Source organism: Kitasatospora sp. NPDC058032 (genome assembly GCF_042885845.1).
Taxonomy (GTDB): Bacteria; Actinomycetota; Actinomycetes; order Streptomycetales; family Streptomycetaceae; genus Kitasatospora.
The window spans coordinates 1-25,235 of record NZ_JBHVRK010000049.1 but is presented as its reverse complement, the minus strand read 5'-3'; the positions used below and the strand labels follow the sequence as shown (position 1 = coordinate 25,235).

Sequence of the window (25,235 nt, the reverse complement as noted above, 5' to 3'; positions counted from 1 at the left end):
TGGCACGCTGTTGAGTTCTCAAGGAACGGACGCTTCCTTCGAGCCGCCTTCCAGCGGGCCCTCCGGGCGCTTCGTTCTTTCGTGTTTCGAGCTTATCAGACGTTTTCCGTGCCGTTCCCGGCCCTTCCTTCGTCCAACTTCTCGACGTCTTCCGCGGCTTGACGCCCCGTCCGACGTTTCAAACTCTAACCGATCCCCGCTCCGAAAAGCGAATCCGGCCGCAATTCCCGAAAATGCACACGCCAAATAAACCCCATCCTGGGGTGACGTTCGTATTTCCAGAGGATTGGCCGCTCCGGGACCGTCCGCGCCAATGCGTGTCCGGTGCTCCCTGCCGAGCGACTAGAGAACACTACCCCTCCCCCGGAGTGGGGGCAAGTTGTCGCTGGTCACAGCTCGCCCCGGCCCGGGCGGGTGGAGGGCGGCGGTGCAGGGGTCGCGGTTCTGCGGTCACGCCAGAGCACGACCAGGACGCCACCGACGCCTACGAAGAGTGCGGCGGCGGCTCCGGCCACCGGGAGCAGCGGGCTCGGGGCCTCCGAGGAATCGGCCGACGCCGAGACCTGGCCGGCCCTCGGCGTGTCCGGGACCGGTTCCGGCAGCGCGCCGCAACCGCTGATCCCCGTCATCACCAGCCCCGCGACCCCTGCTGCGTACTTGGTCCGCATGCGTGTGCGTTCCACGGTCCCCCACTCTCGTCACCGACGGACACCCTCGCCCCGCCTGACCAAGCCTTCCCAGCACAGTGGGAGAACCGGACCCTCCGCACCCGGATTGCCCGATATTCACTTGTGCGTGTGACCCGCACCCCTCACACAATCCCCACCCAGTTCGAGCCCTGCGCACAAGATCTCCTCGCGTTCGGAGAACTTCGGTGTGCACCTGTAGAGAGCCGGACCGAACGGGACCGGTCCGCTCGCTGTCCCGTGAGCTGCTGTCGGAGGCGCTGGAACTGGCGGCGAGCGGACACGCCGGAACCGTCCAGGACTCGGAGGGCGCCGGCTACGAGGGTGTGATGGGCCCGGAGAACGCCGTCATCGACTGGTCGGCAAACCGCATGGACATCCACAACCTGGTCCGCGCCTTCCGATTCGGACTGTTTCCCGTTCCCGGGCCCCTCGCTGTCGTGGACGGCCGTTGTGTGGCCGTCCTCCGGTCCCGCAGCGAGCCCGGTGAAGGAGTCCGCAGGGAGTGCGCGGACGGGCCGCTGTGGATCACGGAATGGGTCCCCGTTCCGGGACGGGGGGCCTGGCTACCCGCCGATTGACTCAGCTGCCCTCTCCCAGGGCGTTCGTCAGCCGCTCGCGCAGTCGTCGCGCACTCGGGTCGGTGAAGTCGTCGAGCAGGGTCAGCGCCTCGCGGCGGTACTGCTGTACAGCCACAGGCGCCTCGTCCGGACGGCCAAGGGCAGATGGGCACAGAGCCGCGCCAGCTGAACGAGCTCGGACGGATCGTCCCCACAGCGGTAGTCCGCGGTGACTGCGCGCAGGAGCTCGACGGCATCGTGCTCCGCCAGAACATCCAGGGTCAGGTGCCGGGCCCCCTCCCGCACCCCGAGTCCCAGCAGGCGGTGGCGGCTCGTCACAACAACGAGACGGGTTCACCGTTTCTGCCGGTTTCGGGCGAGGGAGCGGCATGGATGTGGACCGGCCCCTGGATGGCCCGCGCCTGGACGACATGGCCTGCGGATCCGGACATGCTTGAACTGCTGCTCCCCGAGTGGGCCCCGGGCTCTTCCCGCATCATCGATCAGCGCTCCACCGGTGAACCGGCCGCCGCACGAGCCATGAAGGTCCCGATGTCCTCACCCTGGTCGTACAGGCGGGCGACGAATCCGGCCACTCGATCCCTGGCGGCAGGATCCAGATGACGTGTCGCGCCGTCGAGCAGGCCGCGCGCGTCGTACGAGATGTCGTACACGGTGTCCGGGCCCAGGGTCACGAGCTCCGGTAGCGAACCGACCTGTTCGTACGGGGCGATGACCTCAGGACCGACCACCCGGATCAGCTCACCGCACTCGGCCCGCACTCGCAGGAACCGCAACTCCCATGTGAGATATGGAGTGAGCGGGAACTCCACGACGCGCACACGCAACAGCCGACAGGCATGTTCGGCAGCCAGACGGGAGAGTTGGAGCAGTTCGCCGCGCCGGTGCTCGATCAACTCGAACGCCCGTCCGTGATCGCCCGCGGAATACGCGAGCCAACTGTCGTCCTCGGGTTCCTGGAAGTCCTGCCGGCGTTCCAGCTTCCACGAATCGTAGCCGTCGAACGCGAAGTCCCGCTGCCGGAAGTCCTTCCGGTACTCGTCGAGCAGGAGTCGCTCTCCCGGCACGTCGGCCAGGAGTTCACGCATCCGGCAGATCCGCCTTCGCGGACAGGAGCGTGGCCCGGGGAATCACGACGAGACGCTCACCCTCACCGACCACCACGTCCTGCGGCAATCCTGCTCGGTAGGCCGCTGTCAGGTCCCGCCCGATGACGGCGAAGTCACCATTCGAGAGCTCCCACACGTCGGGGCAGCCGTCCCGCCCACCCGTGGTGCCCAATTCGGTTGGCGATTTGCCCATGCGCCGACTCAGCGCTGCACCGGGATCAGCTTCCCAGGGCTGACTCATCACGCCTCCGAGTATCGCGTGAGCAGGTGGCTACACACCGTACAAAGCAGCCGGGCCGATCGTCAATCCTCTTCCAACTCCCGGGCGCCCCACCGTCCCCCCGTACGCGGGAGCTGCTGCGGCGGCTCAACGAGATCGAGGGCATCGAGCCGGCGGAGGCGAAGCTGGTGCTGCGCCCGTCCTTCCCGCTCCAGGCGTTCGCCGAGCACGGCGAGGAGGTCGGCGCGGTGCTGGAGTGGTTCGCCCACACGGCTGTGGTGGATCCCGCGCGGCGGGTCTGAGGACGGTTGCCGTGCCGCCGGGCCCGAGGAGGGGGCTCGGCTCGGCGGTCGGCGGTCAGGGTGGTCAGGTGGGTATGTCCCGGGTGGGGTCGCGGTGGTCGGGATCGTGGTCGGGGTGGGGTGGGCGGTTGTCGAAGCGGGAGATTCGCAGGGTCGCGATGACGCCGAGGAAGACGGTGGCGAAGGCGAGGGCGAGCAGGACCGTGAGGGCGGCGCCGACCAGGAGGCCGGCGCCGGTGAGACTCACCGACCGGCCCCGATGACCCGGTGGCCGAGGCGGGCGGCGAGGCCGTGGAGCAGTTCCTCGGCCTGGTCGTGGGTGAGGGCGAGGGCGAGCTCCTCGCCCGGGCCGATGTGGATGTCGAGGTCGACGGCCGCCCGAAGCTGCACCGCCGCATCCGGGACGGCCTCGGTGGTGAGGTAGGCGACGGTGGTCCGCTCCGCGTACACCGACCCGGTGACGAGGGGGATCACGACTCCCACGGCCGGTCACCCCACTCCCGGAGGACGTGGAGGAGGTTGAGGAGGGTGGCGACGGAGGTGTCGCCGAAGTCGACGAGGAGGCGGCCGTCGGCGGTCGAGCCGTTGACGGCGGCGGAGTCCCACTGGATGCCCAGGGGCGCGCCGCGCTCGTGGAGTTCGGCGAGGAGGGCGGTGACCTCGGGCTCGGTGTAGGTGCGGAGGTACGTGTCGTCGGGGGCGATGGGGGCGCTCACGCGGCGGCGTCCAGCTCGAACCAGGTGACCTTGCCGGTCTTGGTGGCGGTGGCGCCGAAGCGGTGGGTGAGGGCGCGGACGAGGTGGAGGCCGCGCCCGGAGAGGGAGTAGGGGTCGGCCGGGGTGCAGGGCTCGGGCGGCAGGTCCGGGCAGTCGTCGCAGACGGCGACGCGGAGCTTGGCGGGCTGGAGGGAGACCAGGACGGACGGCGCCGGCGAGCCCGCGTGCTGCCAGGCGTTGATGTACAGCTCGTGGAACGCGAGTTCGGCGTCGGCGATGACGTCCGGCGACCAGCCGGCGGAGCCGAGGATCGCGCGGAGTTCGGCGCGGGCGATGGAGCAGTCGGGCGGGTTGAAGGCACGCATGAGGGAACCTCCGGGTGGGGTTGTGCAGTGGGGTTCGTCGTCGATCGGTCGACGGACACGTCGCCGTGAGCCAGGCCAGGGCGGGGCTGGTGAATGCCACGTGTGGCTGCTCTGCGGTGCGGGAGGGCAGGAGGCGCCTACTGCCCTTGAAAACAAGCGTTACTGACGATCCGTCGGATCGGCATGGCACAGACCATAACGCAGACGCATGTGAAATTTTCCACGGCTGCCTGATATTCCCTCTAACGTGGCATTGAGGGCCCAAAATGGACCGCGCCTCGACCAGCGCGGCAGACTGGGACCACTCCTGTCCTGGAAGGATCCAATGGCTCGCACGAACCCAACCCTCCGTCAGCGAAGGCTCGGTGCAGAGCTACGAAGAATGCGCGAGCAGGCCGGCCTCGGCGGCAGTGAGCTCGGTCGTGCCGTCGGCATGAACCCGGCGCAGGTGACGCAGATGGAAGCGGGGAAGATCGGCATCAGCGTGGAGCGCCTGCGCACGGTCGCGTCGGCGTGCATGTGCGCCAACGAGCCCTTGATCGAGGCCCTCGCGAACATCATCACGGAGCGGGAGAAGCCCGGCTGGTGGGAGGAGTACCGGGGAGTCCTCACGACGGACTTCGTCGATGTCGCGGAGTTCGAGAGCCACGCTCGGCGGCTCACCACCTTCACGATGGCCTTCGTTCCCGGCCTGCTCCAGACCGGCCGCTACGCCGCTGCGGTCTTCGCCGAGACCTTCCCTCCACTGCCACGCCACGAAGTCGACCTCAGAACAGCTTTCCGCATGCAGCGACAGCGCGTCGTCCGATCCGGTAGGACGCCGTACTCCGCATTCATCCATGAAGCGGCGCTACGCATGAAGTTCAGCGGTCCGGCCGTCCTCGCCGAGCAGCTCGACGCCCTCGTCGAGGACTCCAAACAGCCGACCATCTCGATTCGAGTGATCACGTTCGACGTGGACGCCATGCCGAGCTCCAACGAGAACTTCACCTACGCCAACGGACCGATCCCCGAGCTGGACACCGCACAGATGGACACGGGCCTCGGTGGCCGAATCTTCGACTCCCCGGCCCATACCGCGAAGTTCCGATCCCTGCTCGCTCGATTCGACTCGTGCGCCCTCTCGGAGGAGGACTCCCGAGGCTTCATCGAGTCCATCAAGAAGGAAGTGGAAAGCAAACATGCATAGCTCTGCTTGGCAGAAGTCCAGCTACTCCGCTGCAAACGACGAGTGCGTCGAGGTGCGTGCCATCGACGGGGGAATCGAACTCCGCGAGTCCGACGACGGCAACGTCATCGTCCACACCACCGCTGCCAAGTTCGCCGCGCTCCTCCGTGACACCAAGGCAGGAACGTTCGACCACCACGCCGGCTGACACGACGGTGGCCCTCGCTCTGCGGAGCGAGGGCCACCGCGATGCCGGGCACGGGAGCGTGGGAGCGGGGCGCGGGCCGGTCCCGTCCACCGCGCACAGGTCCGGTCGGGCGTACCCGTCCGCCGTCGGAGCGATGCCTACCGGACGCGCTCCGGGAGTCGGGGTTCACTGATCGCTGACGTCGAGCGCGCGGCTGTGCGGCCGTGCGGCTGTTCGGATGCGAGGAGGCTGGGCGGATGGATACGGCTGGGCTGGGTCGGGACGAGCTCCGATCGCCGCTGGAAGCGCCGGCGACGGCGTCCGAGCGGATCGGGCTGGAGATCGAGTGCGGCGTGGTCGACCCGCGGACCGGGCTCGCCACTCCCTACCCGGGACGGAACGGGATGCGGGCCGTCCTTGAGGCCGTGCTCGCGGAGTGGGACGGCAAGGCGCTGTTCGACGCGGGGGAACCGGTCGGGGTCGAGCTGGCCGACGGGGGCCTGATCGGGCTCGAACACGGCGGCCAGCTGGAGTATTCGGGCCCGCCGGCGGCCGATCTGGCCACGGCGGTGGACGACGTACGGCTCACTCTCGTCCGGCTGGCGGAGCTCCTCCGGCGTTTCGACCTCGCACTCCTGCCCGGCGCGTACCTGCCGTTCGACCGGATCGAGACCGTCCCCTGGGTACCCCTGAGTCGTGGCCCGATCCTGCGCGGGCACTTCGAGAGCTTCGACGGGGCAGGCAACGGCGGAGTGCGACTCCTGCCGCTGTCGACGTGCACGCAGGTGAACCTCGACTACCTCTCCGAGGACGACTTCACCCGGAAGCTGCGGATGCAGGCGGCCGCGTCGCCGGTGATCGCCGCGCTGCTCGTCAATTCACCGCTGTACGGGGGCCGGCTCGACGGGCTGCTCTCGCACCGCTGCCGGGACTGGCTGCTGACGGATCCGCAGCGCTCCGGTCTGGTACGGCCGGCCCTGCGCGGGGATGTGGGCATCGACGACGTCGTCGACTGGGCGCTGAGCATCCCGATGGTCTACTACCAGGACCGGACGGGCGGGCTCCGGCCCGCGCCGCCCGACCGGCCGTTCGCCTCGCTCCTCCGGGACGGGTTCGCCGACGGCGCCCGGCCGCTGTTCAGCCACTGGACCGCCCATCTGGCGCAGATCTGGACGCATGTCAGGGTCCGCCGCACCCTGGAACTGCGCGCGGCCGACGGCCCCGCGTACCAGAACCTCCAGGTCGTGCCCGCGCTGTGGACGGGGCTCAGCTACCACGCGCCGTCCCGGGACGCGGCCTGGGAGCTGCTGAGGCACTACAGCGCGGGACAGTTGCAGGCGGCGGCGGAGGACCTCCCGACCGAGGGGCTGCGCACGATGCTCGGCGGCGACCGCGTGCGCGAACTCGCGGGCGAGCTCGTCCGGCTGGCCCGGGAGGGGCTGCGGGCCCGGGCCGCCGCCGGCCTGGAGCGCCCCGAGACGCCCTCCTACCTCGACCCGTTGGACGAGGTGCTGCACACCGGGAGGACCTTCGCCGAGCAGTGCGCCCACCTCTGGGAAACGGACCTACGGCGTGATCCGCGCCGCTATGTCGCGCACTTCCGCGTCTGACCGCGCGGTCCCGACCATTCGGTCCGACCGTTCGGTGCCGGGGGAAGGCCTCGAACCTTCATGCCCCCTGGGGGACACCCGACCGTGAGGTCGAGCGCGTCTGCCACTTCCGCCACCCCGGCTTGTCGAACTCCGACAGGAACAACGCTAACAGCCGTCCGGCGGCGCGTGAAGAACGCGTCGGAGATCACAAATGGATGGCCGGAAACAATCGCCCCGGAGATCAATTCCCGATCGCAAGATCCCTTTCAATAATTCGGCCGCCGCCCGGCGGCCACCCTTGTCCCGACCGGAATACCGCCGTACCCTCGGGCCAGTTGGCTCCCTTTGCCCGACAGGGGGAAGATCCAGTGCCTGACCAGCGCTCGGTTTTCTTGAGTTATCCACCGGCCTCCAGCATCTGGCACCTGCCCATGGGAATTGCCTACCTCACCGCGATCCTCGAAGAGCGCGGCCACCACGTCGTCCAGCACTACGGCTACGTCGAGGCCGTCGAACACGTCCTGCGGCGGCACGGCGGCGACCCGGTCGACGAGGCCCTGCGCACCGTCCGCGATCCCGACGCCTCGATCCTGCGGCGCCACGACGCCCGCCGGCTGTTCGAGGAGGTCTCGGCGAGCACGGCCTCGGCGTTCGAGGACTTCGGGGTCGAGCGCAACAACGTGAAGTGCGACTCGCGGTACTTCAAGGGCGACGTCGGCGAACTGCGGTGGGTGCTCGACCACCGCGAGGAGCACGTCTTCCACGACTACTTCGCCGGGACGGAGCTGGCCCGCATCCACGCCGCGGGCGCGGACGTCGTCGGCATCAGCGTCGCCGACGAGCGGCAGCTGGTGAGCGCCTGCGTGCTCGCGAGCCTCGTCCGGGAGCGGCTGCCGCACGTACGACTGTTCCTGGGCGGGAACTACTGGGCCCGCACCATGGACGCCTACCACGACCCCGCGTTCGTCGCCCTGTTCGACCACTGGGACGCGATCGTCTACGCCGAAGGCTTCCGGCCCGTGGTCGCGCTGGTCGAAGGGGCCGAGCCGGCCACCGTACCGGGCGTGGTGTGGCGCGACGGGGACACCGTGCGCGTCAATCCGCGCACCCCCGCCCCCGTCGACTACGAGGCGCTGCCCACCCCGGTGTTCGACCGTGGCATCCGGCAGTGGAGCCCCGACTTCGTGCCGCCCCTCTACACGATGTCCAACTGCCCCATGCGCTGCGGGTTCTGCTCGATAGCGGCCGGCAGCGACAGCTTCCTGCACAAACCCCGGGTGATGTCCGAACGCCGCGTCGCCGAGCACATCGCCGCGCTCGGCGTCGAACGCGTCGATTTCGTCGACGAATACCTCACCATCCCCAGGCAGCTCAGAATCGGACGGGAACTCGCGCGCATCGGGCACCGGGCCACCTGGCAGTGCTATCTGACCGCGAGTGATCAATTGCTGAAGCCGGAGACCTGCCGGGCACTGGCCGAGGCCGGATGCAGCGCCGTACAACTCGGCCTGGAATCGCTCGATCCGGACACCCTGCGCCAGGAAGCGAAACCCTGGAACCACCCGGCGAATTACGGGCGCATTCTCCGGAACCTGCACGACGCCGGAATCCAGGTCCACGTCTTCATCATCGTCGGCGTGCCCGGTGAGCCGATCAACCGCTCCCTGCGCTGGCTGCCCTTCCTGGAGGAGCACGGCGAGCACATCCTGACCATCAAGTCCGGCCGCTACCGGCTCACCCGGCGGGCCCCGGACGAGAGCGCCGCCTCGCTTCACCAGCTGTCCGGGCTCCAGGTGACCGGCGAAGACCGGAAGCTGCTCAACCTCAACCGCGACCAGTTCCGCTACACCACGGGCGGGCTCAGCCGTAAGCGTGTCGAAGCCGTGCGCGACCTCCTCGAAGAGGCCTGCCGCCGGCACTGGGCCTACCAGGTCACCTCCGACGTACCGTGGTGGACCAATCGGGGCCGGTTCACCCTGGAGCAGCTGCGCGCCGACGCCGAGGTCCTCCGCACCCACCGCCCCGCCGAACCCTCCATCCCGGCGAGCCACCTCAAGCGTGGGCTGTCCAAGATCGCCAGTGCGCTCCACGACGAGCTCGGCCTGCGCGCCGCGCCCACCACGTTCGAGGACGCCCGCGACATCGCCGCACGGCTGGACGCCGCCGAGGCCGCCGAGGCCGGTGCGGGCAGTACGGACGGTGCGGCCACCGTCCGCTGACCGGTGACCTCGCACATGGGGTTCCAGGCTTCCTGCCGGCGGGGGCGGGTTTCGTCGGTGCCGAGGAGTCCGAGCAGGCATGCTCGGACTCCTCGGTCGATGAGGACGGTGCGTGGGCTGGTGGTGATGCCGGGGCGGAGCATGACGGACCGGACCCCCCACACCTTCGCACCGGCTCTCCACCCGGCAGCGGTCCGATAGCCGTCCCCTCCGTGGAAGTTCACCTCCACGGAGGCGATCGGCCTGCCCCGGGACCAGCGGCTCAAGTCCTGCTGGAACAGCAGCCCCTTCGGGCCCGGCGCCTCCTGGCCGGTGACGAGCACCAGCCCCATGCGCTGTCGGAGCGGGGCGACATCTGCTCTCCGATTCGCGGAAGCCAGACTCCCGAGCAGGTCGAAACCTCCTAGGACGGCGGCGAGTTCGTACGGCACTCCCGCAGGGTGGCGAGGCCGGGTGACATGACCGCCGGATCCGTCAGCAAGTGGCCGGTTGCTGACAGGGCGGGCGACTATCCCCCTTCGTAGTGGCCTGTCACAATCCAATGAGAGCGATGTGACATGTCACATGTGTTCCCGGTGTCCACCGGGAACACCCAACGAAGGAGGAACCCCATGAAGCGCATTGCCGCCGTTCTCGCCGGTACCGCCGCCCTGGCTGCACTGACCGGTGTCCAGACCGCCTCCGCCGGCACGGTGGGCACCACCGTGTGCGGAACCCCGGGTGCGCCGAACTTGGTCACCGTCAGGGCCTGTATCAACACCAACGGAAACCACGTGTACGCGTTCGGCCGCGTCACCACCGACCCGACCTGGCAGGACCAGCAGGTCTCGTTCCAGCTGAGCACCGCTGGCATCACCAGCCCGCCGTTCGCCACCGTCAACCCGACCGTTGTGATCCCGGTCGGCGGAGCCGAGGTCGGCGGCGTCACCGGCACCGTGCCCTGCGGCACCACGGTGACCGCCCAGTTCACCGTGAACCAGCCCGGCTGGTGGCCGTCGACCTCGACCATCTCGACCGTCGTGAACTGCTGACCCGGCCCACCGGAACCGAGGTCGCCCCTCGCTCGGCGGAGCGAGGGGCGGCCTCACCGCTCGCGGCTCGGCCGGGTCAGCCGCGGTCCCGTCGCAGCAGTTCCCGGAGGGCGGGCGGCGTGGATTCGGGGAGGGCGTCCTCCAGCCGGCGGCGGAGCAGCGCGACGTTGCCACCGGCCTCCGGAATCACGCGCACCTGGGTGGCGAGGGCAATCATCAGCTCGCCGATCCGGCCGGCGGGCGGTCCGAGACTCAAGAAGTCGTCGACCGCGCGCTCTGCGTCTTCCCGCTGCAGCATCGCCGAGTAGGCGAGGACAAGGTTTCCGAGATCCGAGATCTCGTAGGGCGGTGCCCCGGACAGCGCGGCCCTGACCAGTTCAACAACCCTTGCCAGGTGTCCGTCCCGTTCCGGATCGCCGAGGGCGTGCAGCGCGACCGCTTTCTCGTAGTGGAACCAGCAATTGCCCGGGGCGACGTCGAGCGCACGGTCGAAGTCCGCCGAGGCCTCCTCGTACCGGCCCATCAGGCGGTAGATCAAGCCACGCCCGGCCAGGGACCACCCATTGTCCGGGTCGATGGCGAGCGCGCGGTCGACCTCGGCCAGGGCCCCTTCGTACTGTCCTAAGAATCGGTATGCCTGACCACGACGTCGGAAGTTGATGGCCCGACCAGGGCTGAGCTCGATGGCACGACCGAAGTCGACCACTGCCTCCACGTAGCGGCCGGTCGACTCGAGGACGCGGCCCCGTTCGACAATCGTCCACACACTGTCGGGCTCAAGCTCGATCGCGCGGTCGAAGTCCGCCAACGCGTCTGCGTGGCGCCCCAGAGCGTCGTACGTCTGGCCTCGACTGGCGATCGCCCAGGCGCCTTCCGGGTCGAGGTCGACCACACGGTCGAAGTCGGCCAGCGCCTCCGCGTACCGCCCCCACAGGCGGTACGCCTCACCGCGACCAGCAACTATCCAGGCCGCACCGGGTGCGAGCTGAACAGCATCGTCGAAGTCGGCCAGCGCCTCCGTGTACCGCCCCAGCGAGCGGTACGTCTGGCCTCGTCTGGCCAGCGCCCAAGGATCGCGAAGGCCGCTCTCGATGCCGCGGTCGAAGTCGGCCAGCGCTTCCTCGTGGCGGCCGGTCAGGTAGTACGCGTTGCCACGGCCGCGGTAGGAACGAGCCGAATCCGGTTCCAGGGCCAGCGCTGCCGTGAAGTCAGCCACCGCCCGGTCGTACTCATCAGTGCCAATGTGTTCCCAACCCCGTAGCCGGTACGCGTAGGCCCGGTCCGCCTGATCCAGAGTGGCACGGGACAGCAGCAGGGTCATGGCCGCGACGCCCGGCTGTGGAGCGTCGAGGGCGGCCAGCAAGTGCTCTGCCCATTCCCGCACTTCGCGCACGTCGGCGTCCCGGCCCGCCCGGGTCAGCATCTGGGCCCAGCGACGGAGGGCGGCGGGATCGTAGTCCTGAACGTACAGGAGGTCGTACAGGACGTGCGGGAGGGCCTTGCCGGGGTGGGCGCACAGGCGGTGGTAGGTCTCCTGCAACCGGTGGGCCCGCCAGCGTTCGTCCACCCAGGGCCTCGTGTCGTCGTCGAGCCGCGTCCGCCACTCCCGGAAGGTGTCGGCCAGGCGAGTGTGCTGTTCCTGCCACCGGGAGGGTGACTGCTGGCGTTGCAGGCGCAGCATCGCCGTGCGGACGACCTCGTGGTAGTGGCAGCGGCCGGCGCGGTCGATGACGAACGGCATCGACCGCAGCCAGCCGTAGAGTTCCCTCGCCTCCGGGTCGTCCACGGCCGCGCAGAAGACGTCCTCGTCGAGTTCCTGCGGAAGTGCGCAGGCCAGGGCCGCAGCACGGCGGGCCGGTTCGGTCTCCCACTTCAGGAACCGCTCGACGGCCGTGCCGCTCGGGTCGCCGACGTCCGCCGCGTCCACCGGCCGCGCCTCCGCCAGGGTGGAGACCAGCAGCGGCAGCCGCCCGGACAGATGCAGGATCACCTCGATGGTGCGCTCGTCCGTCACGTTCTTCGCCGCGAGGAGCTGCCGTGCCTCGGCCTCGGTGAACGGCTCCAGCGGCAGGTCGACGACCAGGTCGTGCCAGTCGCTCCAGTACTTCGGGTCCAGCCGGGCCTGGCCCGCCGTGACCACCAGGACGTTCGCGGGCAGTTCGCCGTACCGCTCACTGACCAGGACGTCGCGCAGCCAGTCGTCGAGCAGTGGGCCGGTGCGCTCGTAGGTGTCGAAGAAGAGCACCACCCACGGTCGGCGCGACGCGGCCTCGGCGAGGTCCTGGAGGAAGACGGGTGTGAGCACCTGGAGCGGGGAGAGCACCAACTGCACGTCGTCGTAACTGCGGAGGCGGGCGCTGAGCATCCCCCGCAGCTGCTCCGCCCCGGCCGCGACCTGGTTGGGGTCGAGTGCGCCGGTGAACGCGCCGACGCCGGGGATCATGCCCATCCCGACCAGGCCGACCCGGGAGACGATCGCGGTCGACGGTGAGGGACCGGGCGGCCCCTGGCCCGCGGCAGCTCCGGCGTCGGCCTCGTGGCGGCGCTGCTGGTAGGTGGCCAGCAGCCTGTCGAACCGCTTGAGGAGCGTGCCCTGCTGGGCGAACTGGGCGCCGATGGCCGTCATCGCCTCGACGACGCCGGTCACGGACTCGTCGACATAGGCGGTGACGGCCCGGGCCTCGTGCGCGGCGCTCTCCAACTGCCGTACGAGCGTGGACTTCCCCACGCCGCCCGGGCCCCGGATGTGGAAGAGGAACTGGGTCAGCTCCTCCGACGGCCGCTGCAACGCGTCCCGGAAGGACGCCAGTTCCCCGCGTCGCCCGACGAACCCGTTCCGGCGCTGGCGCCGGATCAGTTCCTGCCGTGATAACCCCTGCCCCGCCACCCGCCGCCCCTCCGGAGAACACGACCCGCCGGCACCATGTTCCCGCACATGCGGGCTCGGCGGCGGCGGAACTCAGAGGCGGCGGAACATCACGTGCTGTCCGACGTAGCCGTGCTCGGGGTGGTCGAAGACGCCCGGGGCGGTGCCGACCACCTCGAAGCCCAGGGACTTCCAGAGGTGTACCGCCGACTCGTTGGTCTCCACGACGGCGTTGAACTGAATGCCCCGGAAGCCCTGCTCGCGGTGCCACTCGACGACGTACTCGCCGAGCGCGCGGCCGATGCCCCTCCCCTGGAAAGCGGGGTCGACCAGGAAGGACGCGGTGCCGATGTGCGCGCCGCGGCCCGGTTTGTTGGGGCCCATCTTCGCCGAGCCGACGATCCGCCCGTCGAGCACGGCCACCACGGTGCGGCCCGGGGGCTGCTCCATCCACCAGGGCCTGGCCTCGTCGAGGGTCTGCCGCTCGGGGAAGGCGTACGTCCGGCCCTCGGCCATGATCGCGGCGTAGAAGGGGTAGATGCTCGGCCAGTCCTCGTCAGAGGCGATGCGGATCTCCATCCGGGACAGCGTACGGACGAACCATCCGTGGCACGCGGGATTTTCCGCCCCGGGACGGGCGTGCGCTGTCGGGACAACGGCCGGACGCAGAGCGGGCAGACCGGCCCGCCCGCCCGGATTAACGTCGCTCCCGTAAGCGCCCCGGGCAACCCGAAGGCGCCTGATGCAACGTCAATTCCCTGTACTCATAAGGAAAACAACCATGGTTGACATCGCTTCGGTCCACGCCGCCCCGAGCCCGGACCTGCTCACCCCCGACAACTCGATGATGCTGTTCGTCGACCACCAGCCCCAGATGTTCTTCGGCACCGGCAGCGGCGACCGCACCGCCGTCATCAACGCCACCGTCGGCCTGGCGAAGGCCGCCAAGGTCTTCGACGTGCCGACCGTGCGCTCCACCGTCGCCGCCGAGTCCTTCTCCGGCCCGATCCTCCCGCAGCTGCGCGCGGTCTTCCCGGACCAGGAGGTCATCGACCGCACCACGATGAACGCCTGGGAGGACGAGGCCCTGGTCGAGGCGGTCAAGGCGACCGGCCGCAAGAAGAATCATCCTGTCGGGCCTGTGGACCGAGGTCTGCCTGGTCCTGCCGGCCCTCTCCGCGCTGGAGCAGGGCTACGAGGTGTACGTCGTCGCCGACGCCTCCGGTGGCGTCAGCCCGCTCGCCCACGAGCACGCCCTGCAGCGGATGACCGCCGCCGGCGCCGTGCCCGTCACCTGGATCCAGGTGCTGCTGGAGCTCCAGCGCGACTGGGCCCGCGGCGAGACCTACGTCCCGGTCACCGAGCTGGTCAAGGAGCACGGTGGCGCCTACGGCCTGGGCCTGGTCTACGCCCAGTCGATGATCGACCCGCACGCCGCGGGCTGACCCTCCCCCGCCACCGCGTGACACGGTCCCCTGCCGCAGCGGTGCGGCAGGGGACCGATCCCCGACAGCCCCGCACACCCCTCCGGAAGGAAACGCCCACCATGCCGTTCATCACCGTCGGCCAGGAGAACACCGCCCCGATCGAGCTCCACTACGAGGACCACGGCACCGGGCAGCCGGTCGTCCTGATCCACGGCTTCCCGCTGAACGGGGCCTCCTGGGAACGGCAGAGCGCCGCCCTGCTCGACGCCGGCTACCGGGTCATCACCTACGACCGCCGCGGCTTCGGCCGTTCCTCGCAGCCGACGACCGGCTACGACTACGACACCTTCACCGCCGACCTGAACACCGTCCTGGAGACCCTGGACGTCCGGGACGCCGTGCTGGTCGGCTTCTCGATGGGCACCGGCGAGACCGCCCGCTACGTGGCGAAGTACGGCACCGAGCGGATCGCCAAGGTCGCCTTCCTCGCCTCGCTGGAGCCCTGGCTGCTGAAGACCGACGAGAACCCGGACGGCGCCGCCCCGAAGGAGTTCTTCGACGGCGTCGTCGCCGCCGTGAAGGCCGACCGGTTCGCCTTCTACACCGGCTTCTTCAACGACTTCTACAACCTGGACGAGAACCTCGGCACCCGGATCAGCGAGGAGGCCGTCCGCAACAGCTGGAACGTCGCGGCGAGCGGCGGCGCCTTCGCCGCCTCGGCCGCGCCGGCCACCTGGTACACCGACTTCCGCGCCGACGTCGCCCGCATCGACGTGCCCGCGCTGATCCTGCACGGCACCGGCGACCGCACGCTGCCGATCGAGAACACCGCGCGCCGGTTCCACGAGGCGCTGCCCTCCGCCGACTACGTGGAGATCGAGGGCGCGCCGCACGGCCTGCTCTGGACCCACGCCGAGGACGTCAACGCCGCGCTGCTGGCGTTCCTGGCGAAGTAGGCGAAGTAGGCGAAGCAGTCGGCAAGGCCGAACCGTCCGCGCCCGGCTCCCGTGCACAACGGGGGCCGGGCGCAGCCGCGTGCGGGCGCCGGGCACGACGGCCTGCCGCGCCGGGCGCAACGGCAAAACGGGGCCCGCCGAGGACGGCGGGCCGGTGGGGAAGGGGGATCAGGAGGCCCGCTGCCGGGCGTCGGCGTGCGCGGCGTAGGTCGGCCACTCGCGCGGCGAGACCCCGTAGGCCTCGCGGAACGCGCGGCTGAAGTGGGAGTGGCTGACGAATCCCCAGCGGTGCGCGACGGCGGCGACGCTGCTCTGCCGGCGGGTGGGCCGTTCCAGGTCCCGGCGGCAGGCCTCCAGCCGCCGGCCGCGCACCCACTGGCCGACGGTGGTGCCGTCCTGCTGGAACAGCTTGTGCAGGTAGCGCACCGAGATGTGCTGCGAGCGGGCGATCGACGCGGGCGAGAGCTCCGGGTCGGCGAGGTTCTCCTCGATGTGGTCGCGGATCCGTGCCAGGATCCCGGCCGCGGCGGTCGGGTGCTCGGGGTCGACCCGCTCCAGCAGTTCGGACACCAGGACGGCGACGATGTCGGAGACGCTGCGCGCGAGGTGGTTGCCGGGCCGGGTGCGGTGGATCGGGGGCTGGGCGGCGAGGGTGCGCAGGAACTGGGAGGCGAGCGAGCCGATGCCCTCGTCCCCGCGGGCGAGCAGGCCGCCGGTGCGCCGTACGTCGCCGTGCCGGACGCCGAGGTGGAAGCAGGGGACGCGGAAGTGGACCATCCGGCACCCGGCGTCGGCGAGCAGGCCCGCCGGGTGCGGGGTGGTGCCGATCAGCAGGTCGCCGGGTTCCAGGACGGTGCCGGCGCCGTCGCGGCACACGGAGGCCGCGCCCTGCAGGTGCAGGGCGACGTACAGGCAGTCCTCGGGGTCGGCGCCGGGCGGCGGCGCGAGGACGTCGATGCAGCCCGCGCCGCCGTCGGGGGCGGTCAGGGCGACCTGGTGGGGCTGGTGGGGCGCGGCTTCGGGCATGGGCGAGGGACCCGACTGGATCACGCCCGACGAAGCTTCATCGCTCTGTAGCAACCGGGCGTCCTCGATCTGTCGAAACCCGGCCGCCGCCGAGGGCGTCACCGCAGGTCAGGCCGGTCGCTCGGCCGAAGCGCGGACCAGGTCCCACAGGCGCAGCCCCAGGTGCAGGGCGAGGCGGTGCGCGCCGTCGTCGAGGTCCACGCCGGTCATCTCCTGGATCTGCCGCAGGCGGTAGTAGAGGGAGGTGCGGTGGACCTCCAGGATCTCCGCCGTCCTCGGCACCGAGCCGGCGTTCTCCAGGAAGCAGCGCAGGGTCTCCTCCAGACGGGCGTTGCCGCCGCCGTCCAGCAGCCGGCGCAGCGGCTCGGGGACGAGGGAGTCGTTGAGCGCGTCGTCGGGCAGCTGGAGGAGCACGGCGTACTCCCCGAGCCGCTCCCAGTCCCCGACGCCGCCGAGCCGGGGCATCCGGCGGGCGGCGCGCAGCGCCACCCGGGCCTGGTCGTGGGAGATCCAGGCGTCCGCGAGCTCGGCCCGGCGTCCGCCCACGCCCACCAGGGTGGTCGCGCCCCGGTCCAGGAAGGTCCCCAGGGAGCGGACGATGCCGCGGGCCTGCAGCTCCAGGTCCTCCTCGGCGGGCTCGCGGTCGAAGACCTGGACCAGGACCGCCCGGTCCTGGTCGACCGCCGACAGGCCGTGGGCCGTGCGGGTCTGACGGAACGGCTCCAGGGCGCCGCGCGGCGCCGCCTCGACCCGGCCCGCGGGCCCGCGCAGGCCGGAGACGGCCACGACGGTCACCACCACGTGCGGGCCGGCGGGCAGCAGGCCGTCGTCCAGCAGGCACCGGCGTGCGGCGCCGCGCTGCGCGGAGTCCGCCCCGACCAGCCGGTTCACCAGGTCACGGGTCTGCTCCTGGTCCGTGTCGGCGGCCAGGCGCTCGGCGTACATCTCGGCGGCCACGGCGCGGGCGGTCCAGGCGATGGCCTCGGTCCCGGCCGCGGTGAGGTCGCCGTTCTTCGCCACGATCATGAGGATGCCCAGCAGGGAGAGCTTCGCCCTGGTCCCCCGGGGCACCGAGGGCACCCTGATCGACTGGGAAACCGAGCTGGACGGACTGACGGACTGAACGACCGACGGACCGACAGGCCGACAAGCCGACAAGCTCACCGGCCCGACAGCAGGTCCGGCAGCAGGTCCGCGGCCGCGTCGGCGACCACCTCGGGCGGCGGCCCGGCGTCCATGGTGGCGCCCCGCTCGTCGGGTTCCAGCGGTTCGAGGACGGCGAGCTGCGATTCGAGCAGCGACCGCGGCATGAAGTGCCCCGACCGGCGGCCGATCCGCTCGGCCAGCAGGTCGTGGCCGGCCGTCAGGTGCAGGAAGACGGCGCCGGGGCAGGCCGCGCGCAGGATGTCCCGGTAGCGCCGCTTCAGCGCGGAGCAGGCGAGCGCGCAGCCGCTGCCCCGCGCCTCGCGTTCGCCCAGCCAGCGGCCGACGGCCTCCAGCCAGGGCCGGCGCACCGCGTCGTCGAGCGGGACCCCGGCCGCCATCCGGGCGATGTCGGCCGGCCGGTGGAAGTCGTCCGCGTCCGCGAAGGGCACGGCCAGCCGCTCGGCGAGCAGCCGGGCCACCGTGGTCTTGCCGGTGCCGGAGACCCCGATCACCACGACGCACGGCCCGTGCCGCCCGCCTACGGGGCCCGCCCCGGTGCCGTCCGCCATCGCGCCGCCCGCCTACGGGTACCGCGGGGCCGGGCCCTCCGAGCCGGCCGGGTACTCCTCCAGCGGCACCACGTCCCGCTCCCACGCGGACAGCACCGGTTCGAGGACCCGCCAGGCCTCCTCGGCCTCGTCGCCGCGGATGGACAGCGCCGGGTCGCCGGTCAGCACGTCGAGCAGCAGCCGGCCGTAGGCGGGCAGCTCGGCGGGGTCCAGCTCCGCGGTCAGCGACAGCGGGGCCAGCTCGTGCGCCCGGACGCCGATGCCGGTCAGGTCCACGGACAGCCCCTCCGGTTCCAGCTCGAAGCGCAGCACATTGGGCCGGGCCTCGCCGCCGTGGCCGAAGGGCAGGTGGGGCACGGGGCGGAAGCGCACCGCGACCTCCTTGCGGTCCGCCCCGAGGGCCTTGCCGCTGCGCAGCCGGAACCTCGTACCGGCCCAGCGCCAGCTGTTCAGCTCCAGTTCCACCTCGGCGAAGGTCTCGGTCCGGCGCCCGGGGTCGACGCCCTCCTCCTCGGTGTACGCCGGGACGGCGCGCTCGCCGATCCTCCCCGGCAGGTAGCGGGCGCGGCGGGTGCGGTGCAGCACGTCGTTCTCGGTCAGCGGCCGGACGGAGCGCAGCACGTCCACCTTGCGGTCGCGCAGGTCGCGCTCGCCGAGGGTGATCGGCGGTTCCATGGCCACCAGGCAGAGCAGTTGCAGCAGGTGGTTCTGGATCATGTCCTTGAGCGCGCCGACGTGGTCGTAGTAGCCGGCCCGGCCCTCCAGCGCGAGCGTCTCGTCCCAGACGATGTCGATCTCGGCGATGTGGGTGCTGTTCCAGATCGGCTCCAGCATCCGGTTGGCCAGCCGGCTGCCGAGGACGTTCTGGACGGTCGTCATGGCGAGGAAGTGGTCGACCCGGAACACCGCCCGCTCCGGCACCAGGTCGGCGATCAGCCGGTTCAGCTCCTCGGCGCCGGCGAGGTCCTCGCCGAACGGCTTCTCCAGCACGATCCGGCTGCCGGCCGGCAGCCCGGCCCGGTGCAGGGCGGAGACCGCGGCCGGGAACAGCGCCGGGGGCAGCGCGAGGTAGACGGCGACGGGCCCCTCCCCTGCGACCACCGCGGCGACGTCCTCGGGGCTGGTGACATCGGCCCGCAGGTAGCGGGCCGAAGCAATGACGGCCGCCCTGGCGTCGGCCGGGGAGTCCTCGCCGTGGCGGTCGAGCTGCTCGGCGGCCCACTCCCGGTACCGCTCGGTGGACCAGTCCTCCCGGCTCGCGCCGGTCAGCACCAGCCGGTCGCCGAGGTGGCCGCCGGCCCGCAGCGCGGCCAGCGCCGGCAGCAGGTAGCGGGCGGTGAGGTCCCCGGTCGCGCCGAAGACGGCGAGCCGCTCGATCATCGCCGTCCCCCCGCCCTCGCCCGGGCCAGGTTCACGCCGCTGGCGGCGATCCCGATGTGGCTGAACGCCTGGGGGAAGTTGCCCATGAACTCTCCTGTGGACGGGTTGATCTGTTCCGACATCAGCCCCAGCGGGCTCGCCCGGGAGCACAGCGAGTCGTACAGTTCCTCGGCCTCCTCGGTTCGGCCCTGGCCGATGAGGTTGTCGACCAGCCAGAAGCTGCACAGCACGAAGGCGCCCTCGTCGCCGGCCAGGCCGTCCGGGGAATCCTCGTGCAGGTAGCGGTGGAGCAGCCCGCCGCCGGCGGACAGCCGCTCGGCGACGGCGGTGGCGGTCGCCACCATCCGCGGGTGGTCGATCGGCACCACGTGCCGCAGCGGGAGCGCGAGCAGGCTGGCGTCCAGGACGCCGCCGCCGTCCAGGTGGGCGCTGAGGGTCCTGGCGTCCTCGTCCCAGGACTGCTCCAGGATGAGGCTGCTCAGGTGGTCGGCCGAGGCGCGCCAGCGGCCGGTGCTGATCGGCAGGCCGAGCCGCTCGCCGATCTGCGCGGCGCGGTCCAGGGCCACCTGGCACAGTCCGGCCGAGTAGGTGAACACCCGGCCCGCGCTGCGCACCTCCCAGATGCCCTGGTCGGGCTCGCGCCAGGCCTGTTCGGCGGCGTCGGCGAGGCCGGCCAGGCCGGCCCACAGGGCGGGCTGGATCTCGCCGCCGGCCCGCAGCCACTGGTCGGCGCAGTCCAGGATCTCGCCGTAGACGTCGTGCTGGCGCTGGTCGGCCGCGCCGTTGCCCCAGCGCACCGGGGCGGAGCGCTGGTAGCCCTCCAGTTCGCCGTCCTCGACCTCCTCCGGCACGGGGCCGCCGCGCAGGTCGTACATGATGCGGGGCCGGCCGCTGTCCTCGAAGGCGTCGAGCACCCAGCCGAGGAAGGCGTCGGCCTCGCCGCGGAAGCCGATCCGGCGCAGCGCGAAGACGGCGAACGCGGCGTCGCGGATCCAGCTGTAGCGGTAGTCCCAGTTGCGGATCCCGCCGATCGGCGCGGGCAGCGAGGAGGTGGGCGCCGCGACCAGCGAGCCGTTGGCCCAGTCGTCGCAGAGCTTCAGGGTGACGGCGGCGCGCCTGACCAGGGCCTGCTGGGGACCGTCGTAGTCGAAGTGGCGCATCCAGTGGCGCCAGGCGTCGACGGTGCCCTTCAGCATGGCGTCGGTGTCGACCCGGTGGTGGCGGTGGAAGCGGCCCCAGGACAGCACCAGGTCGAGCCGGTCGCCCTGGCGCAGGTCGTGGGTGCTGTGCAGGCCGTGCAGCGGCCGGTTGGAGCGCAGGTGGAGCCGCAGGCCCGGCCGCCGGACGGGGCGCAGCTCCAGTCCGCTGAACAGCGCCCTGGTCCGCGCGCCGCCGCGGGGCTCCAGTTCCGCGCGCAGCCGGACGCGCCCGTCCAACACCACGGCGGAGCGCACCAGTTCGGCGCGGGCGGCGGGGGCGTCGTCGGCGAGGTCGGCGCCGGAGCGCAGCGCCAGCGCGTCGGTGACGCGCACCAGGCCGGTGCGCGAGCGCAGTTCGGTGACCAGGACGCCGGTGTCCGGTTCGTAGCGCTGGCGCGCCTCGACCAGGTCCTCCGGCGCCAGGGTGAAGTGCCCGCCCCGGGCATGGTCCAGCAGGCCGCAGAACAGCGGTTCGGCGTCGAAGCGGGGCAGGCAGAGCCACGGGATGGAGCCGTCGCGGCCGACCAGGGCGGCGGTGGTGCCGTCCCCGATGAGGCCGAGGTCCTCCAGCGGCAGGTAGCCGTGCCGCCGCAGGACCGGCCGGAAGGGTGGATCGGGGTCGTGCATGCCGCCTCGCTTCCGCAGCGCCGGGAGAGTTCGTCCGCTCCCCCGCAGGTCGCACCGCCGGGCCGGCGGCGCGGTCGGACCTCGCCCCCTCCCCCGCCGGACGGGGCCGGCCGGCCGCCGTCCGGGCTGCTCCTCCCACCGTCGCCGCAACCGTCCCGGAGCGCGACCCGGCCACCGCGGCGGCGGGGCGTTCCGGTGAAATCCGCGGACCGCCCGGGACGGCCCTTCCGCCGCCTCCCGGCACGACGGGGCCGACTGCTAGCGTCGGAGCGCTCGCGGCAGACGGCGGAGCAGGGACGACGGAGGGTGCTGTGGAGGACAGGGGCGCGGAGCCGGTCTACATCGGGTCGTTCACCTCGGCGGGCGGACGCGGGATCGTCGTGGCGGCGGTGGACCCGCACACCGGGGCGCTGACCGCGACCGGCGCCGTCGACGCCGTCCCGGACCCGTCCTACCTCGCCGTCGGGCACACGGAGGGCGGCCCGGTGCTCTACGCCGTCTCGGAGACGGTGCCGGGAGCGGTCGCCGCCTACGACCTCTCCGGTCCGCTCCCCCGCCCGCTCGGCGCGCCGGTACCGGTGCACGGGGACGGGCCCACCTACCTCGCCCTCGCCCAGGGCCACCTGCTGACCGCCAACTACGACTCCGGCAGCGTCACCGCGCTGCCGCTCGCCGCCGACGGCGCTCCGCAGGCCCCGAGCACCGTGCTGCGCAACGAGGGCGCCGGGCCGCACCCCGAGCGCCAGCGCGGCCCGCACGCCCACCAGGTGCTCCCCGACCCGTCCGGCCGCTGGGTGCTGAGCGTCGACCTCGGCACCGACGCGGTGCGGATCTGCGCCCTGGACCCGGCGACCGGTGAGCTGACCCTGCACGGGCAGACCGTCCTGCCGCCCGGCACCGGCCCGCGCCACCTCGCCTTCCACCCCTCCGGGCGCCACGCGTACGTGCTCGGCGAGCTGCGCCCCGCCGTGACCGTGTGCCGCTGGGACGCGGCCACCGGGGTGCTCGAACCGGTCGGCGAGGCCCCGCTGTTCCCCGACGCCCCCGAGGTCCCGGTGCTGCCCTCGGCCCCGGTGGTCTCCCTCGACAGCCGGTACCTGTGGGTGGCGGTGCGCGGCACCGACACCATCTCCGTGCTGGCGCTCGACGCGGACGGCGAGGGGGCGCGGCCGGTGGCGTCGGTGCCGTGCGGCGGCGCGTGGCCGCGCGACCTGGTCCTCGACCCCGCGGGCCGCCGGCTCTACGCGGCGAACGAGCGCTCGGGGGACGTCACCTGGTTCGACGTCGACGCCACGACGGGCCTGCCCCGCCGCGCGGGCTCGCTGGCCGTGCCGGCGGCGTCCACCGTCGTGTTCGGCTGAGGCCGACGGCTGCCGGGCGACGGCTCCGCCCGCGGCAGGCCGTCAGCTGCTGTCGCGGTACACCAGGACCGGGCAGGTGGCGTGCCGGGTGCAGTGCTGGGCCACCGAGCCCAGCAGCATCCCCGCGAAGCCGCCGAGCCCCCGGCTGCCCACCACCAGCAGGGACGCGCCCCGGGACGCCTCGATCAGCGCGCCGGCCGGGGAGCCGTAGCGCGCCACGATCCGCACCTCCGCCGGCGGCTGCGGGCCGACCGCGGCCGCCACGGCCGTGGCGGCCTCCCGGCGCGCCTTGCCCTCCAGCTCCGCCTCGTCGGTGCTCCCCGGCGGGAACCAGCCGCGCGCGCCGTGGAAGGTCGGGTACTCCCAGGCGATCACCGCCTCCACCACGCCGCCGGTCAGCTCCGCCTGCCGCACCGCCCAGCGCAGCGCGTGCTTCGACGGCTCCGACCCGTCCACTCCGACCACGATGCGGCCGGTCCCCTCACGCTGCTCCGCCATGCCTCCTCCTCGGCTCGACGCCCTCCCCCACCCTCGCGCCGACCCCCCGCCCCGCGCAGTCCGGCAGGGCCGGACGGGGGTCGCCGCGAACGGCGGGTGGCCCCGGGAACGTTTCCGTTCCCGGGGCCACCCGTCATTCGGTTACGGGCTCGGTCAGCCCATCCAGTCGAGCACCGGCAGCATGACGCCGAACGCCTCCACCGCGTCGCGGTCCAGGCCGTACGACGGCACGGTCAGGCTGCTGTCCGGCAGCCAGGCACCGCTCGGACCCTCCGGCCGCCACCCCTCGTCGAAGTAGCCGTGACCGTGGCCGTGGCCGTGGTCGTCGTCATGGCCGTGGTCCTCCTCGGGGCACGGAGGCAGGCACCGGGCGAGCGCGGACGACGGCCCGGTGCTGACCGGCCTGCCGTCCGGACCGAAGCCGGACGCGCTCACCGTGTTGGTGAAGTCCTCGGTGATCAGGCTGGAGCAGTAGAACATCACGGTCTGCCCCGGAGCCAGGTTGAACGTCCCGGCCGCCGTCTCGCAGGAGACTTCCTGCGGGTCGCTCAGCGTGATGCCGGTGATGTCCGTCGGGCCGGTGTTGGTCACCGTGATCCGCCAGTGCGCCACGCACTGGTCCGGGAGGCAGGGGTCCTCGGAGGCATCGCCCTTGTGCAGGGTCGCCTCCTTGCCCCACGGCCCGGACCCGCCCTGGCCGCAGTCGCGGTCCTTCTCGGGGAGGCAGACCTCCTTGTTGATGGTCATCGACGGGGTACCCGGCGTCGTCACGTCGACCGTCGCGTCGGACGGCGGCGTGGTGATCGTCTCCCCATCGGGGCCGGGGAACGAGGCCGTCACCGTGTTCACGGTGTGCTGGGTGACGTTCGCCAGGCTGCAGAACACCTGACGCGACCCACCGACCGCCAGGTCGAACGTCCCGGCAGCGCTCACGCAGGACGGCGAAACGCTGTCCGACAGCGTGATCCCGGTGACCGGGACCGTGCCCGTGTTCGTCACCGTGATCCGCCAGTACGCGGTGTTGCCGGAGGGCACCGTGGTGCTCTTCGCCCACGGACCCGGACCACCGGCCGCGCAGTCAGCGGCGTTGGTCGAGGTGCAGACCTCCTTGTTGATACTCACCGACGGAACAACCGGCGGCGTCACATCCACCGTCGCCTCGGACGGCGGCGTGGTGATCGGGCCACTCGGACCCGGGAAGGTCGCCGTCACCGTGTTCACGGTGTGCTGGGTGACGTTCGCCAGGTCACAGAACACCTGGTGAGAAGCACCCACCGCGAGGTCGAACGACCCGGCAGCGGTCACACACGACGGCGAAACACTGTCCGCCAGCGTGATCCCCGTGACCGGGACCGTGCCCGTGTTGGTCACGGTGATCCGCCAGTACGCCGTGTTCCCGGACGGAATCGTGGTGCTCTTCGCCCACGGACCCGCACCACCCTCGACACAGTCAGCCGCGTTCGTCGAGGTGCAGACCTCCTTGTTGATACTCACCGACGGAACAACCGGCGGCGTCACATCCACCGTCGCGTCGGACGGCGGCGTGGTGATCGTCTCCCCGTCAGGGCCGGGGAACGAGGCCGTCACCGTGTTCACGGTGTGCTGGGTGACGTTCGCCAGGCTGCAGAACACCTGACGCGACCCACCGACCGCCAGGTCGAACGTGCCGGCAGCGCTCACGCAGGACGGCGAGACGCTGTCCGACAGCGTGATCCCGGTGACCGGGACCGTGCCCGTGTTCGTCACCGTGATCCGCCAGTACGCCGTGTTGCCAGAAGGAATCGTGGTGCTCTTCGCCCACGGACCCGGGCCACCGGCCGCGCAGTCAGCCGCGTTGGTCGAGGTGCAGACCTCCTTGTTGATACTCACCGACGGAACAACCGGCGGCGTCACATCCACCGTCGCCTCGGACGGCGGCGTGGTGATCGGGCCGTTCGGGCCGGGGAAGGTGGCCGTCACCGAGTTGACGGTGTGCTGGGTGACGTTCGTCAGGTCACAGAACAC

At 71.7% G+C, this 25,235-nt stretch carries 26 protein-coding genes and 1 pseudogene; 11 read left to right on the top strand and 16 right to left on the bottom strand.

Annotation, left to right across the window (positions count from 1 at the left end; translation table 11 throughout):
• Positions 1-389: 389 nt before the first annotated feature.
• The 3 genes from ACFVUH_RS36790 to ACFVUH_RS36780 form a co-directional block, all read right to left on the bottom strand.
• Positions 390-683 carry a hypothetical protein gene (locus tag ACFVUH_RS36790; RefSeq protein WP_355364421.1) on the bottom strand — a complete coding sequence of 98 codons (294 nt, stop codon included), beginning with the start codon at positions 681-683 and terminating at the stop codon, positions 390-392.
• Positions 684-1,749: 1,066 nt separating this feature from the next.
• Positions 1,750-2,355, bottom strand: coding sequence for a DUF6879 family protein (locus ACFVUH_RS36785; protein WP_387917957.1), 606 nt, complete (start codon positions 2,353-2,355; stop codon positions 1,750-1,752).
• On the bottom strand, positions 2,348-2,617 hold the full coding sequence (locus ACFVUH_RS36780; RefSeq protein WP_387917959.1) for a hypothetical protein: 270 nt from the start codon (positions 2,615-2,617) through the stop codon (positions 2,348-2,350). The genes ACFVUH_RS36785 and ACFVUH_RS36780 overlap by 8 nt, the downstream gene beginning before the upstream one ends.
• A 26-nt stretch (positions 2,618-2,643) precedes the next feature.
• On the opposite strand from ACFVUH_RS36780, the gene ACFVUH_RS36775 reads away from it, so the two are divergent.
• Complete coding sequence (locus tag ACFVUH_RS36775) at positions 2,644-2,898, top strand: hypothetical protein (protein WP_387917956.1); 255 nt, start codon at positions 2,644-2,646, stop codon at positions 2,896-2,898.
• A 64-nt stretch (positions 2,899-2,962) separates the two neighbouring features.
• Here the strand turns inward: ACFVUH_RS36775 and ACFVUH_RS36770 are convergent, their stop codons facing one another.
• From ACFVUH_RS36770 to ACFVUH_RS36755, 4 genes are read right to left on the bottom strand one after another with little or no spacing between them, the layout of a single operon-like run.
• Positions 2,963-3,145 (bottom strand): hypothetical protein, encoded by a 183-nt coding sequence (locus tag ACFVUH_RS36770; protein WP_387917954.1) that lies wholly within the window; start codon positions 3,143-3,145, stop codon positions 2,963-2,965.
• Positions 3,142-3,381 (bottom strand): hypothetical protein, encoded by a 240-nt coding sequence (locus tag ACFVUH_RS36765; protein ID WP_387917952.1) that lies wholly within the window; start codon positions 3,379-3,381, stop codon positions 3,142-3,144. Before ACFVUH_RS36765 ends, ACFVUH_RS36770 begins: the two co-directional genes overlap by 4 nt.
• Positions 3,369-3,614: a hypothetical protein gene (locus tag ACFVUH_RS36760; protein WP_387917951.1), complete on the bottom strand. Its 246-nt coding sequence runs from the start codon at positions 3,612-3,614 to the stop codon at positions 3,369-3,371. Before ACFVUH_RS36760 ends, ACFVUH_RS36765 begins: the two co-directional genes overlap by 13 nt.
• Complete coding sequence (locus ACFVUH_RS36755; protein WP_387917950.1) at positions 3,611-3,979, bottom strand: ATP-binding protein; 369 nt, start codon at positions 3,977-3,979, stop codon at positions 3,611-3,613. Before ACFVUH_RS36755 ends, ACFVUH_RS36760 begins: the two co-directional genes overlap by 4 nt.
• Before the next feature lie 325 nt (positions 3,980-4,304).
• On the opposite strand from ACFVUH_RS36755, the gene ACFVUH_RS36750 reads away from it, so the two are divergent.
• The 5 genes from ACFVUH_RS36750 (at position 4,305) to ACFVUH_RS36730 (ending at position 10,176) form a co-directional block, all read left to right on the top strand.
• Positions 4,305-5,168 carry a helix-turn-helix domain-containing protein gene (locus tag ACFVUH_RS36750; RefSeq protein WP_387917948.1) on the top strand — a complete coding sequence of 288 codons (864 nt, stop codon included), beginning with the start codon at positions 4,305-4,307 and terminating at the stop codon, positions 5,166-5,168.
• Positions 5,161-5,355 carry a DUF397 domain-containing protein gene (locus tag ACFVUH_RS36745; RefSeq protein WP_387917947.1) on the top strand — a complete coding sequence of 65 codons (195 nt, stop codon included), beginning with the start codon at positions 5,161-5,163 and terminating at the stop codon, positions 5,353-5,355. The genes ACFVUH_RS36750 and ACFVUH_RS36745 overlap by 8 nt, the downstream gene beginning before the upstream one ends.
• A 236-nt stretch (positions 5,356-5,591) precedes the next feature.
• On the top strand, positions 5,592-6,944 hold the full coding sequence (locus tag ACFVUH_RS36740; RefSeq protein WP_387917946.1) for a glutamate-cysteine ligase family protein: 1,353 nt from the start codon (positions 5,592-5,594) through the stop codon (positions 6,942-6,944).
• Between the two features lie 413 nt (positions 6,945-7,357).
• Complete coding sequence (locus ACFVUH_RS36735; protein ID WP_387917944.1) at positions 7,358-9,145, top strand: B12-binding domain-containing radical SAM protein; 1,788 nt, start codon at positions 7,358-7,360, stop codon at positions 9,143-9,145.
• Between the two features lie 611 nt (positions 9,146-9,756).
• Complete coding sequence (locus ACFVUH_RS36730; protein WP_355364389.1) at positions 9,757-10,176, top strand: hypothetical protein; 420 nt, start codon at positions 9,757-9,759, stop codon at positions 10,174-10,176.
• A 76-nt stretch (positions 10,177-10,252) separates the two neighbouring features.
• Here ACFVUH_RS36730 and ACFVUH_RS36725 read toward each other — a convergent pair whose 3' ends face one another.
• Both ACFVUH_RS36725 and ACFVUH_RS36720 read right to left on the bottom strand, forming a co-directional pair.
• Positions 10,253-13,063 carry a tetratricopeptide repeat protein gene (locus tag ACFVUH_RS36725; RefSeq protein WP_387917942.1) on the bottom strand — a complete coding sequence of 937 codons (2,811 nt, stop codon included), beginning with the start codon at positions 13,061-13,063 and terminating at the stop codon, positions 10,253-10,255.
• A 72-nt stretch (positions 13,064-13,135) separates the two neighbouring features.
• Positions 13,136-13,621, bottom strand: coding sequence for a GNAT family N-acetyltransferase (locus tag ACFVUH_RS36720; protein WP_355364383.1), 486 nt, complete (start codon positions 13,619-13,621; stop codon positions 13,136-13,138).
• 202 nt (positions 13,622-13,823) lie between these two features.
• Between ACFVUH_RS36720 and ACFVUH_RS36715 the strand changes: the two are divergent.
• Both ACFVUH_RS36715 and ACFVUH_RS36710 read left to right on the top strand, forming a co-directional pair.
• Positions 13,824-14,487, top strand: a pseudogene (locus ACFVUH_RS36715) (hydrolase).
• A 101-nt stretch (positions 14,488-14,588) separates the two neighbouring features.
• On the top strand, positions 14,589-15,425 hold the full coding sequence (locus ACFVUH_RS36710) for an alpha/beta fold hydrolase (RefSeq protein WP_387917940.1): 837 nt from the start codon (positions 14,589-14,591) through the stop codon (positions 15,423-15,425).
• 168 nt (positions 15,426-15,593) lie between these two features.
• Here ACFVUH_RS36710 and ACFVUH_RS36705 read toward each other — a convergent pair whose 3' ends face one another.
• The 5 genes from ACFVUH_RS36705 to ACFVUH_RS36685 all read right to left on the bottom strand — a co-directional run bounded on the left by ACFVUH_RS36705 (position 15,594) and on the right by ACFVUH_RS36685 (position 21,372).
• The gene (locus ACFVUH_RS36705) at positions 15,594-16,451 is read right to left on the bottom strand and encodes a helix-turn-helix domain-containing protein (protein ID WP_387917938.1); all 858 of its coding nucleotides are present in this window, start codon (positions 16,449-16,451) and stop codon (positions 15,594-15,596) included.
• Positions 16,452-16,559: 108 nt separating this feature from the next.
• The gene (locus tag ACFVUH_RS36700) at positions 16,560-17,471 is read right to left on the bottom strand and encodes a PucR family transcriptional regulator (protein WP_387917936.1); all 912 of its coding nucleotides are present in this window, start codon (positions 17,469-17,471) and stop codon (positions 16,560-16,562) included.
• 140 nt (positions 17,472-17,611) lie between these two features.
• Positions 17,612-18,166 (bottom strand): gluconokinase, encoded by a 555-nt coding sequence (locus ACFVUH_RS36695; RefSeq protein ID WP_387917935.1) that lies wholly within the window; start codon positions 18,164-18,166, stop codon positions 17,612-17,614.
• 12 nt (positions 18,167-18,178) lie between these two features.
• Complete coding sequence (locus ACFVUH_RS36690) at positions 18,179-19,546, bottom strand: glucose-6-phosphate dehydrogenase (RefSeq protein WP_387917934.1); 1,368 nt, start codon at positions 19,544-19,546, stop codon at positions 18,179-18,181.
• Complete coding sequence (locus ACFVUH_RS36685) at positions 19,543-21,372, bottom strand: glycoside hydrolase family 15 protein (protein WP_387917932.1); 1,830 nt, start codon at positions 21,370-21,372, stop codon at positions 19,543-19,545. Before ACFVUH_RS36685 ends, ACFVUH_RS36690 begins: the two co-directional genes overlap by 4 nt.
• A gap of 311 nt (positions 21,373-21,683) precedes the next feature.
• Here ACFVUH_RS36685 and ACFVUH_RS36680 point away from each other — a divergent pair, with 311 nt between their 5' ends.
• On the top strand, positions 21,684-22,733 hold the full coding sequence (locus ACFVUH_RS36680; protein ID WP_387917931.1) for a lactonase family protein: 1,050 nt from the start codon (positions 21,684-21,686) through the stop codon (positions 22,731-22,733).
• 42 nt (positions 22,734-22,775) lie between these two features.
• On the opposite strand, the gene ACFVUH_RS36675 is transcribed toward ACFVUH_RS36680, so the two are convergent.
• Positions 22,776-23,231 (bottom strand): universal stress protein, encoded by a 456-nt coding sequence (locus ACFVUH_RS36675; protein ID WP_387917930.1) that lies wholly within the window; start codon positions 23,229-23,231, stop codon positions 22,776-22,778.
• A gap of 153 nt (positions 23,232-23,384) precedes the next feature.
• Positions 23,385-24,536, bottom strand: coding sequence for a hypothetical protein (locus tag ACFVUH_RS36670; RefSeq protein ID WP_387917928.1), 1,152 nt, complete (start codon positions 24,534-24,536; stop codon positions 23,385-23,387).
• Positions 24,537-24,573: 37 nt separating this feature from the next.
• On the opposite strand from ACFVUH_RS36670, the gene ACFVUH_RS36665 reads away from it, so the two are divergent.
• On the top strand, positions 24,574-24,867 hold the full coding sequence (locus tag ACFVUH_RS36665; RefSeq protein ID WP_387917927.1) for a hypothetical protein: 294 nt from the start codon (positions 24,574-24,576) through the stop codon (positions 24,865-24,867).
• A gap of 27 nt (positions 24,868-24,894) precedes the next feature.
• The coding region (locus tag ACFVUH_RS36660; protein ID WP_387917925.1) for a hypothetical protein at positions 24,895-25,235 on the top strand (341 nt) is incomplete at its 3' end.

Coding starts and splice junctions, on each gene's coding strand:
- ACFVUH_RS36785 (WP_387917957.1), bottom strand. CDS start 2,355: ATGCGTGAACTCCTGGCCGACGTGCCGGGAGAGCGACTCCTGCTCGAC.
- ACFVUH_RS36780 (WP_387917959.1), bottom strand. CDS start 2,617: ATGAGTCAGCCCTGGGAAGCTGATCCCGGTGCAGCGCTGAGTCGGCGC.
- ACFVUH_RS36755 (WP_387917950.1), bottom strand. CDS start 3,979: ATGCGTGCCTTCAACCCGCCCGACTGCTCCATCGCCCGCGCCGAACTC.
- ACFVUH_RS36750 (WP_387917948.1), top strand. CDS start 4,305: ATGGCTCGCACGAACCCAACCCTCCGTCAGCGAAGGCTCGGTGCAGAG.
- ACFVUH_RS36745 (WP_387917947.1), top strand. CDS start 5,161: ATGCATAGCTCTGCTTGGCAGAAGTCCAGCTACTCCGCTGCAAACGAC.
- ACFVUH_RS36740 (WP_387917946.1), top strand. CDS start 5,592: ATGGATACGGCTGGGCTGGGTCGGGACGAGCTCCGATCGCCGCTGGAA.
- ACFVUH_RS36735 (WP_387917944.1), top strand. CDS start 7,358: ATGGGAATTGCCTACCTCACCGCGATCCTCGAAGAGCGCGGCCACCAC.
- ACFVUH_RS36730 (WP_355364389.1), top strand. CDS start 9,757: ATGAAGCGCATTGCCGCCGTTCTCGCCGGTACCGCCGCCCTGGCTGCA.
- ACFVUH_RS36720 (WP_355364383.1), bottom strand. CDS start 13,621: ATGGAGATCCGCATCGCCTCTGACGAGGACTGGCCGAGCATCTACCCC.
- ACFVUH_RS36710 (WP_387917940.1), top strand. CDS start 14,589: ATGCCGTTCATCACCGTCGGCCAGGAGAACACCGCCCCGATCGAGCTC.
- ACFVUH_RS36705 (WP_387917938.1), bottom strand. CDS start 16,451: ATGCCCGAAGCCGCGCCCCACCAGCCCCACCAGGTCGCCCTGACCGCC.
- ACFVUH_RS36695 (WP_387917935.1), bottom strand. CDS start 18,166: ATGGCGGACGGCACCGGGGCGGGCCCCGTAGGCGGGCGGCACGGGCCG.
- ACFVUH_RS36690 (WP_387917934.1), bottom strand. CDS start 19,546: ATGATCGAGCGGCTCGCCGTCTTCGGCGCGACCGGGGACCTCACCGCC.
- ACFVUH_RS36685 (WP_387917932.1), bottom strand. CDS start 21,372: ATGCACGACCCCGATCCACCCTTCCGGCCGGTCCTGCGGCGGCACGGC.
- ACFVUH_RS36675 (WP_387917930.1), bottom strand. CDS start 23,231: ATGGCGGAGCAGCGTGAGGGGACCGGCCGCATCGTGGTCGGAGTGGAC.